The organism is Archangium sp. (genome assembly GCF_036389735.1).
In the GTDB taxonomy this organism is placed as follows: Bacteria; Myxococcota; Myxococcia; order Myxococcales; family Myxococcaceae; genus Archangium.
On record NZ_DASVWK010000590.1, the window covers coordinates 1 to 15,357 of the forward strand.

Annotated in this window: 14 protein-coding genes; 8 read left to right on the forward strand and 6 right to left on the reverse strand. The window is 70.5% G+C overall.

The features are described from left to right. Positions 1-37: 37 nt before the first annotated feature. Positions 38-667 carry a phospholipase D-like domain-containing protein gene (locus VF794_RS20610; protein ID WP_331112979.1) on the reverse strand — a complete coding sequence of 210 codons (630 nt, stop codon included), beginning with the start codon at positions 665-667 and terminating at the stop codon, positions 38-40. A 109-nt stretch (positions 668-776) separates the two neighbouring features. On the opposite strand from VF794_RS20610, the gene VF794_RS20615 reads away from it, so the two are divergent. The 4 genes from VF794_RS20615 (at position 777) to VF794_RS20630 (ending at position 4,684) form a co-directional block, all read left to right on the forward strand. Beyond that, a complete protein-coding gene (locus VF794_RS20615) occupies positions 777-1,451 on the forward strand; it encodes a TetR/AcrR family transcriptional regulator (protein WP_331112981.1) in 675 nt (224 codons plus the stop codon). Between the two features lie 45 nt (positions 1,452-1,496). Continuing rightward, positions 1,497-2,936 carry an aldehyde dehydrogenase family protein gene (locus VF794_RS20620; RefSeq protein ID WP_331112983.1) on the forward strand — a complete coding sequence of 480 codons (1,440 nt, stop codon included), beginning with the start codon at positions 1,497-1,499 and terminating at the stop codon, positions 2,934-2,936. A gap of 9 nt (positions 2,937-2,945) precedes the next feature. Next, positions 2,946-3,572, forward strand: coding sequence for a phenylalanine--tRNA ligase beta subunit-related protein (locus tag VF794_RS20625; protein ID WP_331112985.1), 627 nt, complete (start codon positions 2,946-2,948; stop codon positions 3,570-3,572). A 68-nt stretch (positions 3,573-3,640) separates the two neighbouring features. Next, entirely contained in the window at positions 3,641-4,684 is a 1,044-nt protein-coding gene (locus VF794_RS20630; protein WP_331112987.1) for a phosphotransferase, read from the forward strand. Here the strand turns inward: VF794_RS20630 and VF794_RS20635 are convergent. Then, on the reverse strand, positions 4,669-5,166 hold the full coding sequence (locus VF794_RS20635) for a gluconokinase (protein WP_331112989.1): 498 nt from the start codon (positions 5,164-5,166) through the stop codon (positions 4,669-4,671). The two genes, VF794_RS20630 and VF794_RS20635, sit on opposite strands and share 16 nt — an antisense overlap. A 285-nt stretch (positions 5,167-5,451) precedes the next feature. Between VF794_RS20635 and VF794_RS20640 the strand changes: the two genes are divergently transcribed. Further along, on the forward strand, positions 5,452-6,873 hold the full coding sequence (locus VF794_RS20640) for a serine/threonine-protein kinase (RefSeq protein ID WP_331112991.1): 1,422 nt from the start codon (positions 5,452-5,454) through the stop codon (positions 6,871-6,873). A 162-nt stretch (positions 6,874-7,035) separates the two neighbouring features. Continuing rightward, the gene (locus VF794_RS20645) at positions 7,036-7,866 is read left to right on the forward strand and encodes a hypothetical protein (protein WP_331112993.1); all 831 of its coding nucleotides are present in this window, start codon (positions 7,036-7,038) and stop codon (positions 7,864-7,866) included. An 18-nt stretch (positions 7,867-7,884) separates the two neighbouring features. On the opposite strand, the gene VF794_RS20650 is transcribed toward VF794_RS20645, so the two are convergent. From VF794_RS20650 to VF794_RS20660, 3 genes are all read right to left on the reverse strand, one after another. Further along, positions 7,885-9,966 (reverse strand): neutral/alkaline ceramidase, encoded by a 2,082-nt coding sequence (locus tag VF794_RS20650; RefSeq protein ID WP_331112995.1) that lies wholly within the window; start codon positions 9,964-9,966, stop codon positions 7,885-7,887. Positions 9,967-10,025: 59 nt separating this feature from the next. Continuing rightward, positions 10,026-11,210, reverse strand: coding sequence for a two-component system sensor histidine kinase NtrB (locus tag VF794_RS20655; RefSeq protein WP_331112998.1), 1,185 nt, complete (start codon positions 11,208-11,210; stop codon positions 10,026-10,028). A gap of 172 nt (positions 11,211-11,382) precedes the next feature. Then, entirely contained in the window at positions 11,383-12,000 is a 618-nt protein-coding gene (locus VF794_RS20660; RefSeq protein WP_331113006.1) for an acyltransferase, read from the reverse strand. Between the two features lie 408 nt (positions 12,001-12,408). Here VF794_RS20660 and VF794_RS20665 point away from each other — a divergent pair, with 408 nt between their 5' ends. Together VF794_RS20665 and VF794_RS20670 are read left to right on the forward strand one after the other, a co-directional pair. Beyond that, complete coding sequence (locus tag VF794_RS20665; RefSeq protein WP_331113000.1) at positions 12,409-13,086, forward strand: head protein; 678 nt, start codon at positions 12,409-12,411, stop codon at positions 13,084-13,086. A gap of 130 nt (positions 13,087-13,216) precedes the next feature. Then, positions 13,217-14,482 (forward strand): GAF domain-containing sensor histidine kinase, encoded by a 1,266-nt coding sequence (locus tag VF794_RS20670; protein ID WP_331113002.1) that lies wholly within the window; start codon positions 13,217-13,219, stop codon positions 14,480-14,482. Between the two features lie 12 nt (positions 14,483-14,494). Here the strand turns inward: VF794_RS20670 and VF794_RS20675 are convergent, their stop codons facing one another. Beyond that, positions 14,495-15,241, reverse strand: a complete 747-nt coding sequence (locus VF794_RS20675; RefSeq protein WP_331113004.1) for a phosphatase PAP2 family protein — start codon at positions 15,239-15,241, stop codon at positions 14,495-14,497. Positions 15,242-15,357: the final 116 nt, after the last annotated feature.

Sequence of the window (15,357 nt, forward strand, 5' to 3'; positions counted from 1 at the left end):
CCCCCAGCGCGTGGCGGGCCCGGCACCGCAAGACGCTCTAACCGCCCCGTCCCTCGGGCCGCCGACGCACCAGCCGCCGCGCCTTGCCCAGCCGGATGCCGTCGGATGGGCCCTTCTTCGCCGCGAGGGCCCCCGCGGGCAGGATGGGATCCGGGCACACCGCGCGCAGCCGGCACCCCCGGCACTCGGCCCCGCTCCACACCGACTCGTAGAGCGCCGTCACCCGATCGATGACGTCGAAGTCCTCGGTGACGAAGCCCATCTCGAAGTTGCGCACGTCCGCGCCCTTGGCCCCCAGCCCGGCCCCGGTGAGGTTGGCGCTGCCCAGGTACGCCCACGCCCCATCCACCAACACCGTCTTGAAGTGCACCCGCGGGCACACCTTCAACTCCAGGCCGCCCCGCACCAGCCGCGAGCGCTTGTCGAACTCCGCCCGGAAGGGCCGGCTGGGCAGCTCCGCGTGCAGCAGCCGCAACGCCACCCCGCGCGCCGCCAGCCCGTCCAGCACCTCCAGCAACGGCACGAAGCGCCCCGCCTGCTCCACGTACATGGCCTTCACGTTCGCCGTCGCTATCCACACCGACTCGCGCGCGTGCGCCAGCTTGGCGAGCACCACCTCCCGGTACAGTCCACCGCCGTCGAGGAGCTCCGCCTGGATGGGCCGCATGCCTACACGCTCGCACATCCTCCAGGCGCTCGCGAGTTCCACGTTCACCCCCGGGCAGATGACCGGGAGTCACTTGACAGGGGGCGGGGAGGCTCCTATTTGGTGACCCATGGTCAGCAACAGCGCGAAGCGGGTGATGCCCCAGCGGGCGCGGAAGGAAGAGGACAAGGAGGCGAGGCGGCGGCAGTTGCTGGAAGGGGCGCTGGAGCTCTACCGGGCCACCTCGTACGACGAGGTGAAGATGGCGGACGTGGCGGAGCGGGCCCGCCTCGCCAAGGGGACGGTGTTCCTCTACTTCCCCACCAAGGAGGCGCTGTTCCTGGCCCTGCTGGAGGAGCAGCTCTTCGCCTGGTTCCCGAGGCTGGAGGAGCTGCTGGCGCGGGGCGAGGGCCGGTGGACGGGGGCGCGGGTGGCGCGCACGGTGGCGGAGTCGCTGGAGGGAGAGGAGTCGCTCACCCGATTGCTGGCGAGGCTCCAGACGGTGCTGGAGCAGAACGTCACCGTGGAGCAGGTCCGAGGCTTCAAGGAGCGGCTGCTGGAGGCGGTGGTGCGGGCGGGGACACTGGTGGAGAAGCGGCTGCCCTTCCTGTCGGCCGGCGAGGGCATCCACTTCTTCCTTCAGGTGCACGCCCTGGTGGTGGGCCTGCGGCAGATGGCGGACCTGGCCCCGGTGGCCCGAGAGGTCCACGAGGCCGCCCCGCATCTCAACCCCCTGCGGGTGGACTTCACCCGCGAGCTGACGGCTTGCCTCACCACGCTGCTGCGCGGGCTGGAAGCACGCTGAGGGGCCCGATATGCAATACGTAGAGCAACCAGAGGAGACGAACCAATGCGCGTGGTGAGCATGGAAGAGCAGGCCCGGACGAACCCCTTCCAGGAGACGTTCGAGCGCCTGCGGGCCCGGCGCTGGGACATGTCGCGCACGAGCGCGAAGGAGCGCATCGCGCGGCTGAAGAAGCTGCGGCACGCCATCGTCGAGCGGCGCGAGGCGCTCTACCAGGCCATCCACGCGGACTTCCGCAAGCCGGCGTCCGAGGTGGAGACGTCCGAGCTGCTGATGGTGCTCTCGGAGCTGACCCACACCATCCGCCACCTCGAGAAGTGGATGAAGCCGCGCAAGGTGGGCACGCCCATGCTGCTCACCGGCACGAGCAGCGAGGTGCGCTACGAGCCCAAGGGCGTGGTGCTCATCATGGCGCCGTGGAACTACCCCTTCCAGCTCACCATCGCCCCGCTGGTGGCGGCGGTGGCGGCGGGCAACTGCGCGCTGCTCAAGCCGAGCGAGAAGACGCCGCACACGGCGGCCTTCATCGACCAGCTCATCCGCGACGTGTTCGACCCGGCCGAGGTGACGGTGGTGCAGGGCGGGGCGAAGGAGAGCCAGGCCCTGCTGGAGCTGCCCTTCGACCACTTCTTCTTCACCGGCGGCCCGAAGGTGGGGCGCAAGGTGATGGAGGCGGCGGCGAGGTTCCTGGCCGGTGTGACGTTGGAGCTGGGCGGCAAGTCGCCCGCCGTGGTGGACGAGACGGCGGACCTCGACGCCGCGGCCGAGCGCATCGCCTTCGGCAAGTTCCTCAATGGCGGGCAGACGTGCGTGGCGCCGGACTACGTGTACGTGCATGCCTCGAAGGAGGAGGCGTTCGTCACCAAGCTGCGCGAGACGGTGGAGCGCTTCTACGGAAAGACGGAGGAGGCGCGCAAGGCCACCCCGGACTTCTGCCGCATGGTGGATGACGGGCAGTTCGCCCGGGTCAACGGGCTGCTGGAGCGCTCGGTGGCCAGCGGGGTGCGCGTGGCGGTGGGCGGCACGGTGGACGCCACCAGCCGCTACATCGCGCCCACGGTGCTCGCGGACGTGAAGCCCGAGACGCCCATCATGGAGGAGGAGATCTTCGGCCCGGTGCTGCCGGTGCTCCGCTACGAGAAGCTGGAGGACGTGGTGAGCTATATCCGCGCGGGGACCAAGCCGCTGGCCATGTACATCTTCAGCCACGACTCCAGGTCGGTGGACCGGCTGCTGTCGGAGACGTCCGCGGGCGGCACGTGCGTGAACACGACGGTGGTGCACCTGAGCAACGCGGAGCTGCCCTTCGGCGGCATCGGCGAGAGCGGCGTGGGCAACTACCACGGCGAGTTCGGCTTCCGCACCTTCAGCCACGAGCGGGCGGTGCTGCGCCAGGGCCCCCTGTCCTTCCTGCGCACCATGTTCCCCCCATACACGGGGAAGGCGAAGAAGATGCAGCGCCTGGCCACCCGCCTCTTCGAGTAGAAACCCGGCGTGCTCACCATCGACGCCCATCCCCTGTTGGACGTGGTGGCCTTCGAGGCCACCCTCCCCTCCCCCCTGTCCGCCTCGCCCTCGCCCGAGTGGCTGGTGGCGCTGCTGAAGCCGGACGTGGCGGCGCCCTTGAGCGCCGATGACGCCGTGCGGGGGGCGGTGCGCGACTTGCTGCGCCACGGCGGCTACAAGCCCACGGGCCGGGGCAAGCCGGCCTCGGAGTACCTCGTGCGGGCGGCGGGGGACGGCTCGCTCGGCTCCATCAACGCCGCGGTGGACGTGTGCAACGCGGTGTCCCTGCACAGCGGCCTGCCCATCAGCGTGGTGGACGTGGACCGGGCCCGGGCCCCCTTCCGTGTCGGCGTGGCGCCGGCCGGGGCCAGCTATGTCTTCAACGCCTCCGGGCAGAGCATCGACCTGGAGGGCCTGCTGTGCCTCTTCGACGCGGAGGGCCCCTGCGCCAACGCGGTGAAGGACTCGCAGCGCACCAAGACGCAGGGCGACACGCGCCGCACCCTCACCGTGCTGTGGGGGACGAAGGCCCTGCCGGGACGCACCGAGCGGGCCTTCTCCTGGTACCGCGAGCTGCTGGAGCGGCTGGGGGCGGCGGTGGAGCGGCGGTCCTGAGCGCGCCGGACCTCTCGACCCTGCTGGCGGAGGGGGCTCGCGCGCTGTCGGCGACCTGGGGCCGCCCGGTGCTGCTCAGCGCGCCCGAGCTCCTCAAGGACGAGACGCGCAGCGTGGTGGTGCGCGCGCAGGTGCGCGGCGGTCCGGTGCCGGCCGTCATCCTCAAGCACTTCCGGGACGAGCCGGTGTGCGGGCTCGATGACTGGGCCGGCGCCGAGTTCCTCACCCAGCGCGGCGTGGAGTCAGGCCCGCGCTTCCTCGCGGGCGACGTGGCGGCACGCCTCTTCGTGCTGGAGGACCTGGGACGCGGGCCCACGCTGGAGACGTTGCTGCGCGGAGAGGATGCGCGCGCGGCCCATGGCGGGCTGATCGCCACCGCGCGGCTCACCGGACAGCTGCATGCCCGGACGCTGGGGACGCAGTCCGCGTACGAGCTCGTCCGGCAGGCGCTCCCGCCCCGCCCCGAGCGCGTGCGCGTGGAGAACGCGCGCTTCCTCCTGGAGAACGAGGGCCGGCTGCTGCGCTGGCTCGCGGCAGTGGAGGCCGAGGCGGCTCCGGGCCTGCACGAGGACCTGGAGGTCATCGCGCGCACGCTGGCCGACCCGGGGCCCTTTCTCGCCTTCACCCACGGGGACCTGGCGCCGAGCAACGTGCTCTTCACCCCCGCCGGCCCGCGCCTGCTCGACTTCGAGTACGCGGGCATGCGCCACGCGCTGTACGACGCGTTGATGTGGCTCGTCACCCTTCCCCTCCCGGACGAGCTCGTGTCCCGCGCCGACATCACCTACCGCATCACCCTCTCGGCGCACTGCGAGGCGGCCCAGGTGGACTCGGCGTGGGCGCGCGCACGGGCCACGCTGGCACTGGCGCGCACGGTGAACCTCTTCCAGTGGCTGCACCCGCGCGTGCTGGAGGAGGACCGCGAGTGGGCTCCGGGCCTCTCCGAGCGCGCCGCCCTGCTGCACCACCTCGCGCGCTGCCGCGCCCTGCTCGCGCCCGCCGAGGGTTTCCCGGGGCTCGCCCCCACGCTGGAGACACTGGAGTCCCGCCTGCGCGAGCGCTGGACGGTGGCGCCCTTCACCTGGCCCGCGTTCCGTCAGGAGGACGGCTGAAGTCCCAGTTCCTCGAGGATCCGCGCGACGATGGTGTCCACGTTCGCCGACACCTCCACCTTCAGTGCCTCGTCCGCGGCCTCCAGGATGGCGAGCTGGCTGTCGAGCAGCATCGGCGACATGTAGTGGCCCCGCCGCTTCGCCAGGCGCTCCGCGATGACCTCGCGAGGCGCCCACAAGGACACCCAGCGCTCCCGCGCCGGGTCCACCGTCAACCGCTCCCGGTAGACGCGCCGCAGCGCCGAGCACGCCAGCACCAACTCCTCGCCTGACTCCAGCGCGCTCCGGATGAGCTCGCGCAGCCGCTCCAGCCACGGCCACCGGTCCTCGTCCGTGAGCGGAAGGCCCGCGGCCATCTTCGCGATGTTCTCGGCGGAGTGGAAATCATCCGCGTCCCGGAAACGCCACCCGAGCACCTCGGCCAGCCGCGTCCCCACGGCCGTCTTCCCCACCCCGGATACCCCCATCAGGATGATGATCACGCGGGCGCCCTCCCTACTCCACACGACACGTTTTGCACGCCTACCGTATCTCGGCAGGTAGAGCAGAACATCCATCGAAACCCGCGAGAGGTGGAAGTTTTGAGCAACTTCCGGGGGCCCGCCTGAACGAATTGAAACTCGGACCCAGGGGCGAGGAATCCGTGCACGGACGGACACTCCAAGCCCGCGATTTCGCGCCGTCGCGCACTGCCTCCGACATAAGCCGCCCCCACGCCGTTGGCGCTGCAACGAAGCATGGGCCTTGCAAACGGTCCAAACACATCCATGTCCCGCCCGTACAGCTCGCCCGAGCCCTCCATGAGCTTCATGTGCGACCCGGATCAGGACACCTGCACCGGAGCCGAGGATCCCGCTTCCCGGCCGGTGTCCGGGATGTCGGCGTCGCCGGTGGACCTGACCGGGCGCACGCTCGGGCACTACCGGCTGACGCGTCAGCTGGGCAGCGGTGGCATGGGCACGGTGTACCTCGCCGAGCAGACGCTCATCGGCGCCCGGGTGGCGCTCAAGGTGCTGCACCCGGACCTGGCCCGGGACGCCCGGCTGCGCGCGCGCTTCTACGCCGAGGCGCGCACGGTGAACCTCATCGGCCACCCCAACATCGTCCGCATCTTCGACATCGGCGAGTCGGAGGACGGGCTCCACTACTTCGTCATGGAGTACCTGGACGGACTCCCCCTGTCGCGCCTGCCGCGCCCGGTGGAGCCGGGGCTGGTGGCGTGGCTGCTCGCCCAGGCCTGCGACGCGCTGGAGGCCGTGCACCGCGGCGGCGTGGTGCACCGCGATCTCAAGCCGGACAACCTCCTCATGATGGAGCGCCCGGGAGAGCGGCCCACGCTCAAGGTGCTCGACTTCGGCGTGGCCAAGGCGCTGCACGACACCGGCGGCGTGGAGCAGACGATGGCCGGGCAGGTGTTCGGCACCCCCGCGTACATGGCCCCGGAGCAGTGGGCGGGCCAGCCCGTGGATGGGCGCGCGGACCTCTATTCGCTGGGCGTCACCGGCTACCTGCTCGTCACCGGCCAGCTCCCCTTCCCTCGCGGACAGCTCGCGGAGCTGGTGCTCTCGCCGGAGCCCCCGCCCCCGCTCCGCCCACCCCACATGCTGGCCCCCGCCGTCCCGGAGGCGCTCTCGCTCGCCCTCGTGCGCGCCCTGGCCCGCGCCCCGGCGGAGCGCTTCGCCACCGCGCCCGACTTCAAGAAGGCCCTGCTCGCCGCCACGCGGACGACTCCCGTCGCATGGCCCGCCCCTACGGGCGCCCGGCCCCGGGCCCCCTCCACCCCCATTCCCGCGCCGCCCAGCCTGCCCGAGCCGAATGATCCCACGCCGCTCCCCACCTGGACGGCCCGGGTGCGCCGCGACCAGGGCAGCGGCTCCGTGGTGGTGCACTGCAGCGAGCTCAGCCGCGGCGGCCTCTTCATGTGCTGCGCCGAGCCCTTCCCCCCGCTCTTCACCCGCCTCGAGTTCACCCTCCTGCTCGGCGGCGAGGAGGTGGAGTGCGTCGCGGAGGTGGTGCGCCACGTGGACTCGGTCCAGGCACGCGCCTGGCGCATGTCCCCGGGCGTGGGCCTCCAGTTCCTCAACCCCTCGCCCGCGCTGCGCGAGCACCTGCTGCGGCTGATGCCCCCGCGCCGACCGTCCGCGCCATCACAGTCCCCATCCGCGACGGAAGCTCTCGCCCACCTCTGAGGGCATTCCCCTGGCCACCACTCATCACCGGGTCGGCGATAACGTCCGCTGTCAGACAGAAGCGCGGCCCCTATCCGCCGCTTCCGCTGATCCGTGGCTACCCTCGTGTGCGTAATGATGCGCGGATCTGGTGAAGGGGCCGAGAGGGTTGGGTGGCGCGGCGTGCTGGCGCTCGTGTGCGCCGTGCTGCTGGCCGCCTGTAGGGATCCAGCGGCGGCGGCCGGGACGTCGCTCTACGTCACCACGGAATTCGACACCACGCTGTTGCTCACGCAGATGCGCGTGGTGGGCTCGGTGGAGAGCGGGCCGACGTTCGGGCCCCACATCCTGCCCGAGCAGCAAGCGCGCGTGCTCAACAGCGGGGAGACGGTGCGCATCCTGCTGGGCAATGTCGCCAACGGCACGAACGCGACGGTGAATGTCGAGGGCCTGCGCGACAGGGTGCTGGTGGCGCGCGGCAAGGGCACCGCCCAGGTGCGCGACGGGTACGAGGTGGACGTCACCATCCGCCTGGAGCCGACCGCTCCCCCCCACAACACGGGGGACGGGGGCACCGGCAACACCCCGGATGGGGGTGGGGGGGGCGGGGGAGACTTCTGCGCCGGGTGCGAGGGCTGTTGCTACAACGGCCGATGCACCTCGCCCTCCTTCAACACCTGTGGCTCGGGTGGCATCGCCTGCGTGGCGTGCGATCCGGCGCGCAACGACGCCTGCGATGTCCGCGGGGTCTGCGTCTGCGGCACCGGCCTGTCCTGCGAGGGGCTGAACGTGGATCGCTGCGTGGGCGGGCAGTGCAAGTGCGGAAGCAGCAGCCCCTGTGGTCCGGGGCAGGAGTGCGTGGGCGGGACGTGCCGCTGCACGCCCAACTCCTGCTCGGGCTGCTGCGCGGGCAACACGTGCGAGCCGGGCAACACGCGGGACAAGTGCGGCAAGGGCGGCGAGGCCTGCCGCAAGTGCAACAAGAACTGCACCCCGGAGCGGACCTGCACTTGAGCGCCGCCCGGCGCGGCCTCACTCCACCGTGAAGGGGCGGGAGGTGCCCTGGAAGGGGCGCACCCGGCCATCCCAACCGGACTTCCAGTCGCCCTCGTGGACGAGGCGGTAGGTGCCCGGCTCCGCGTCCGGGGGAATGGTCCACTCGAGGAGCGCGTGCGAGCACGCCAGGGTGGGCAGGCAGTAGTCACGCCGCCACGTGTACTTCGTCTCCCAGTCCCAGTCGTACGCCACGTCCTTCCACAACAGGCCCGCACGGCGCTGCACGCGCAGGAAGGTGCCCTGCGTGTGCGGGTCGTTCTTCGGGTGGCCACTCCAGAAGGTGACGCGGACCGTCTCGCCCCGGGCGTAGGACTCGCGCGCGTCGACGGAGACGTCCCCGAAGTGCACCCACAGGGGTTTGTCGTCGAAGAGGACGCCGGGCCGCAGCCGGCTCTGCTGCTGGCAGAGATCGCGCGGCGCCGGGCCCGGGAGCACGTACGAGCCCTCGCGCAGGGAGCGGGCCAGGACGCCGAATTCCTGCTGAAGGGCCGCCAGCGTCCACGGTCCGAAGTGGGTGGAGGCCCCCTCGTATTCCTGCTTGGCGTACTCCTCGCGCGTGGCGACATAGCCCGAGTAGGCGTTGGACAGGCCGGCGATGACCACCTCCGTCACCCCCGCCGGCGCCAGTTGCGCCCGTACCGTCTCGCGCAGGCGGCGGCCCGCCATCGTCGTCAGCTCGAAGGGCACCGCCACCAGCGCCAGGTTTCCCACCGTGACGAGCTGGAGCGGCAGCACCTCGGGGCTCCACGGGAAGGGCTTCATCGAGCCCATCTCCAGCACGATGGGCTTCTCCGCCTGACAGGGCGTGGTGGTGGTGGTGCAGGTGAAGGCGCTCCACAGGTTGTGCATGGCGGCGCAGGTGGCGCCCTCGTGGCCCACGCCCGGCCCGTCCTCCGCTCCCGCCAGCATGGAGATGCCAATGGCCGCCGGGCACGTGCGCTGCTCGGTGCCGTCGGTGAAGGTGGGCGACACCTTCACCTCATCCATCTTCACGAACACATGCCGGTAGTCCACCCCGCCGGTGAGGGGCGTGGTGGCGCTCGCGTAGAGCGAGGCCGCGCGCTCGTACTGCTTGCGGCCGGAGCGCTCCGTGCTCTCGAAGTCGTCCTTGCCTCCGCCCTCGGTGCCCCCATGGATGTTGGGCGTCACATCGCCCTCGTTGCTCTGCGCGAAGGCGGCCACGAAGGTGTCCCCGGTGGCGTCGTAGCGCGTGCCCTTCGCCTTCTCGAAGAGGTACGAGGCATGGCCCTTGTTGTCGCCGCTGATGAAGCGGTGCTCCATGCCCATCGAGGTGGCGTGGACGGCGAACCAGTTGATGAGCCCCACCTCCACTCCCGAGTCCTTCGTGAGGCGCAGCAGCGTCATCCGCTTGTCCGTGTCGTGCGCATAGCGGGCGCGCTCCTCGGGCGGGTTGAGCTGGTAGGCCTCCGGCGAGCGGTTGAGGCTCGCGTCGAGCAGCTCCCCCGCGGCCAGGAAGACACGGCCCGGCTCCAGGTGCTCATGGGCGCGGACGATGGACTGGTAGATGCCTTCCACGATGGCCTCGAAGTTCTTCGGTTCGAAGCCGAACGTGCTCAAGTTGTAGAGGGCATAGTGCGAGAAGCCGCCCGGCCCGCTGTGCGTGTGGGTGGCGCTCAGCAGCACGTTGTCGTCGGAGTAGAGCCGCCCGTACCTGGCGCGCAGCCGCTCCAGGACCTGCTGCTTCACCCCCTGGAACACCATGCCCAGGTCCGCGCTCACGAACACCACGCGCTTGCCATTGCACGGCGAGGCGAACACGAAGGCGCGCGAGCGCAGACGCTGGTGGATGCCCGCCGCCTGCTGCTCCAGCTCCACGTACCCCAGCATCCCCACCCCGGCGGCGGGGCCGGTGATGTCGTAGATGCCACTGCCGATGAGGAACGACTGCTGCCCGGCACAGGTGCCGCCGAGCCCCTGGCCGCCCTGCCCCACGGGCGGCCCGCCCTCCTCCAGTCCCGAGCGGGAGCCGCAGCGGCCACAAGCGGCGAGCCCCAGTGCCAGCACGAGCGCACCCAGGCGGATGAGAGACGAGCGCACACACACCTCCAAGACGGCCGGAGCCGCCTCTCTTGGAGGGTAGGAATCGACGGCCCTTTTCAGGAGTCCGTGGGCAGGGTCACACGGAAGACAGTGCCCACACCCACGGAGGACATCACGGTGATGGTCCCCCCGAGCCCTCGCACGATGTCCTGGCACACGGAGAGCGTCGGGCCCGGGCCCGCCTCGGTCCCTCTCGAGGCGAAGAGCGGCTCGAAGACGTGCGGCAGGTGCTCGGGTGGGATGCCGGCGCCAGTGTCATGCACCTCCACCACCACGTGACCCGCGCCATCCTCGCGCGTCACCAGGCGCACCTCGTTCACCTCGGTGTCCCCATCGTCCGGCAGCGAGAGCACCGCCCGCAGCACGAGGTTGAGGAAGACCTGACGCAACCCGCCCTCGCTGCCCACCACCACCACCCGGGCGCCGTAGTCGCGCACCAGCCGCCCGCGCGAGCGCAGCGTGCTGGACACCATCTGCCCCACCGTGTCGAGCACCTGGTTCACATCCACCGGCCCCTGCCCCGAGTTCGAGCGGAACTGGCGCAGGTGCCCGATGAGGTGCCGCAGCCGCTCGGCGCCCTCGCGCACCTCGCCCACCGCCTCGCGCCACTCGGCCACCTGATTCGTCGAGGCGCTCCCGGCCACGTCCCCCATGCTCTGCAGCAGGAAGTCGAGGTTGGCCATCATGAAGGCCAGCGGGTTGTTCATCTCGTGCGCGAAGCCCGGCACGAGCATCCCCAGGGTGGCCAGGTGATCGGACTGCTGAAGGCGCGTCTGCATCTGCCGCAGCTCGGTGAGGTTCGTCAGCGTGCCCAGCACCTCGCCCTCGCCCGTGGGCGAGCTGTGGGCGGCCAGCTCCACCCAGAGGGGGCCACTGGAGACCGTCAGCCGCAGCTCGAGCCGGAAGGACGCCTGCACACGCGCGGCGAGCGCCTCCAGCACGGCCTGCACGCGCGGCTGATCCTCCTCGTGAACCAGCGCCTTCAGCGGCTGGCCGAGCACCTCCTCCACGGACTGGCCGGACAGGGACGTCCACGCGGGACCCAGGAAGGTGACGCACCCGGCCCCATCGAGGTGGAAGACCACCTCGCGCAGCTGCTCGGCCAGGAAGTGGTAGCGCAGCGCGTCCGCTGACAGTCCCGGACGTGGGCCCGAGGTGACGCCCTGAAGCCGCGAGCGCGAGCCCGTCCGCGGGCGTTCCACATCGAAGACGACGGCCTGCGAGAGCTGTTGGTACGCCATGTCCGCGCTCCTTGTCCCCCTGGGGGGACGGCAACGACCACCCCATCCCCTCAGAGCGGACCCCCATGAATTTCGAGCATAAGGCGCCAGAACAAAGCGGAGTCAATCGAGGGACCGGGCACGGCTACCAGCCCATCGTGAGTTGACAGTCTCCCTGGAAAACGTCCGCCTGTTACTGGTTGGAATCGTCCGGTGGCCAACCCGAGCCGGGAGCACCGGAGCGGCGGCGGTCGCGGCGATCACCGATGACCCGGGCGGGCACACCGGCGACGATGGCCCATGCGGGCACATCCCGGGTGACGACGGCGCCCATGCCCACGACGGCGTGGTCCCCGATGCGCACCCCGTCGGTGATGCCGGCGTTGGCCCCCACCCAGACGTCCTTGCCGAGGACGATGCCGCTGGAGGTGACGGGTTGGGAGCGCACGGGCCGATCCGGGGCCAGCCCATGGTCGAAGGCGTAGAGGGTGGCGCCGGTGGCGAGACGGCTGCCCTCGCCGATGCGGATGCCGCCCGCTCCACCGTCCAGGCTGACGCGCGCGTTGAGGCTCACCCCGGCCTCGAGCACCACGGGCCCGTGGACGAAGGCGTGGGCGGCGATGCTCACCCCGGGGCCGATGAGGCGGATGGCCCGACCCGGCTCGGCGAACAGCCGGGCTTCCGGAGCGATGAAACAGCCCTCGGCGATCTCCACCGTCTCCAGCTCGCGCAACGAGTCCTGCACCTCCTTCTGCCAGGCCTCGGCCCAGGTCCGGTGGCGCGGCTTGAGGGTGAAGTAGAGCCAAGGCATCCAGGAGAGACGCAGCTTGTGCTGCTCGCGGCGGCGCGCTTCGAGGTCGTCCACGGCCCTTCCCTACCACGGCCTTCATGGTAGACCCCCCTCCCCCGCATGAAGACCCGTCTGGTTCCAGTGAGGCTGAGTGCGTCGATACGTGCGTGGAGCGCCCATTGCCTCGGGGATATGGACACATCACGTCTGGGGGACGGGGGATGGGCGGAAAGAAAGAGTGGTGCCGCGACCAATGCTGGCAACCCTACCTTGATTGCGAAGAGCTCCAGGGCCGCCGGCCCCAGGAGTTCTCGGCCATGAACGAAGCGGTGGACTGGCTGAAGCGCAACCCTCGGGGAGTCCTGGTGGGAAGCATTGTTGTCATCGCAGGAGTTGCCTTCGTCACGGTCTCGGCCGGTGCGGGACTCGTTGTCCTCGCTCCAGCGGCGCTCTTGGCATCTTGACGCACTCTGCTCGACCCCCACATCAGAGCGACATCCCATGGACACCGGAAAACTCATCTTCGAAGCGATCAATCTCCTGGGACTGATTCACGAAAAGACCCAGTCCCCGGAGGAGAAGGAGTTGCTTCTCGCCGCCGCCGAAGCGCTCCGATTCATCAATACGACGGGTCAGCAGTACGAATTCGAGGACTACCGCAAGGACCTCAGGACTGACGGACCCGAAGTGGTGATCGCCACCTTCGCAACGCACGAAGAAGCGGCCGAGTGGCTGAAAAACCATCCCAAGCCGCCTCACATGGCCGCCGTGCTGATCGCCGACCAGTACCACACCGTCTATTACTGGCGTGATCGCGACCTCCGAAGGATGCCCTTCAGTCACTCGATCGAGTACCACCTCGAGGAGATGATGAAGGACGGTCTTCCTCCGGCGGTGGCCTCCTTCAACACGCGGGACGAGGCCCGGGCGTGGTTCTACAACCTGCCCGAACGGCCCTCCCAAGCCGTCATCCAGCTCGGGGGCGAGCCCTACCTCGCGGCCTACCATCGCAACATCGACCACCTCGCCTTCCATCCCTTCTCCCTCGTCGAGGGCTTCAAGGAGTGGCGAAAGAAGAAGGGGACGGAAGAGCCCGAGCCGCAATAATCCTGACGTCCCGCCCGCCGTCGGCTGTCCTCCCGCCCTTCAGGCGGGCCCCGGTTCTCGCTGGTTCCGCGACGAGGCGATGGACCCGGCCGGGGCGATGGGTTCTTCTCCCTATCTGGAGACCGCACCCATGAAGGCTGCCCCCATCCACCCCCAGGAGGAAGCGCGCCTCGCCGCGCTCGACTCGCTGGAAATCATGGACTCGACGCCGGAGGCCGGCTTCGATGACCTGACGCGTCTGGCCTCGCACCTGTGCGGCACGCCCATCGCGCTGGTGTCCCTGGTGGACCACTACCGGCAATGGTTCAAGTCCCGCATCGGGCTGGAGGCACCGGAGACGCCGCGCGACCTGGCCTTCTGCGCCCACGCCATCCTCGGCGAGCAGCTCTTCGTGGTACCGGATGCCGTCCAGGATGAGCGCTTCCATGACAACCCGCTCGTCACCGGGGAGCCGCACGTGCGCTTCTACGCGGGCATCCCCATCAAGGGCCTGGGCGGACTCAACATGGGCACGCTGTGCGTCATCGACAACAAGCCGCGCCACCTCACGCCGGAGCAGCAGGACGCGCTGGCGGTGCTCGGACGGCAGGTGGAGGCCCAGCTCCTGTTGCGGCTGCGGGTGCGCGAGCTGGAGCGACGCGAGGAGGAGCTGCGCTCGCAGCGCGACACGCTCGCCAGCGTGCAGCACCAGAAGGACGAGCTGGTGCAGCGGGTGATGCGCGACCTCAAGACGCCGCTGTCCAGCATCCTCACCAACGCCACCTTCACGATGTACCGCCCGCACCTGCCGGACGAGGTGGTGCGCGCCACGCGCGACATCCGCGACGCGGCGGACGGCCTCCAGCGCACCGTGCACAACCTGCTGGACGCCAGCAGCGACGAGGCCACCTTCGCCTTCCACCCGGCGGAGTTCGACGCCAACCTCCTGCTGTCCGAGGTGGTGCGCGACTTCCAGCAGCGCCTGGTGGGCTCGCCGCGCCGCTTCACCCAGGCCGTGAAGCTGGTGGAGCCGCTCATCACCGCCGATCGCGAGCTGCTGCGCCGCACCCTCATCAACCTGTTGGACAACTCCTTCCAGTACACCGCGCTGGGCAGCAGCCGGGTGACGCTGGAGGCCTCCAACCCCGAGCCGGGCCTGCTGGAGCTGCGGGTGCGCGACGAGGGCCCCAGCATCCCCCCCGCCGCGCGCGCTCACCTCTTCGAGGCCCATCTGCCCGAGCACGCCCCCACCTCCGGGCGCGCCGAGGGCGGCAACCGGCTGGCACTCGCCTTCTGCCGCCGCGCCATTCATGCCCACGGCGGGTGGCTCTGGGTCGAGGACAACCACCCCAAGGGCACCGCCTTCTGCATCCGCCTGCCGGTGCGCCCCCACGGGCCCCTCTTCTCCGGCTCGTGAGCCGGGGCGGGCTCAAGGCGGCTGTGTCTCTCCCCGGGCCTCCTCGCGCAGCGAGTGGCTGCGCCGCCTGACCGCGCGCGCCACCAGCGCCGAGAGCAGCGCCCAGCCCAGCCCCGCCATCCACCCACCCAGCACGTCCGTGGGGTAGTGCACCCCCAGGTACACGCGCGTCACCCCGACGAGCAGCGGCAGCGAGAGCCCCACCGCCACCAGGTACACCTTGAGCCAGTGCCGCTCGACGAGCTGCGCCAGCAGCGCCCCCAGCGTGAGGTACACGATGGCCGACAGCATCGCGTGCCCGCTGGGGAAGCTCTCCGTCATCACCCAGGTGAGGTGGGGCACCACCGTGGGCCGGGGCCGGGCGAACAGGCCCTTGAGGAGCGAGTTCAGCAGCGTACCGCCCACCGTGGAGCCCACCACCAGGGCCAGCGTGCGCCAGCGCCGCACCAGCGCGAGGTAGCCACCCACCGTGCACACCACCAGGGCGAGCACCGACACACTGCCCAACGCCGTCACGTCCCGCGCCGCCTCGGCCAGCCACACCGGGCCGCGTGGCAGCTCCGGGTTGTCCGGGCGTCGCAGCGACAGCAGCACCCGCTCGTCGAAGTGTTGGGTTTCCTTCTCCCGCACCTCATCCGACAGCGCGATGAAACCCAGCAACACCGCCAGCAGGCCCAACAGCAGGGCGAGCAGGCCGATGCCATCCCCCCTCAGCAGGCGGGGGCCTCGCTCCCGCAGATCGCTCAGCGCGACTCGCATCCCCCCACCCTAAGTGCTCCCCCGCCCCCACGGGGGCCCCCCAGCGGACTGTCGGAGGAAAGTACACAAAGACCGAGGCCCACGCCTTCCGTCCCCTCCCCTGCGAACCCACCTTG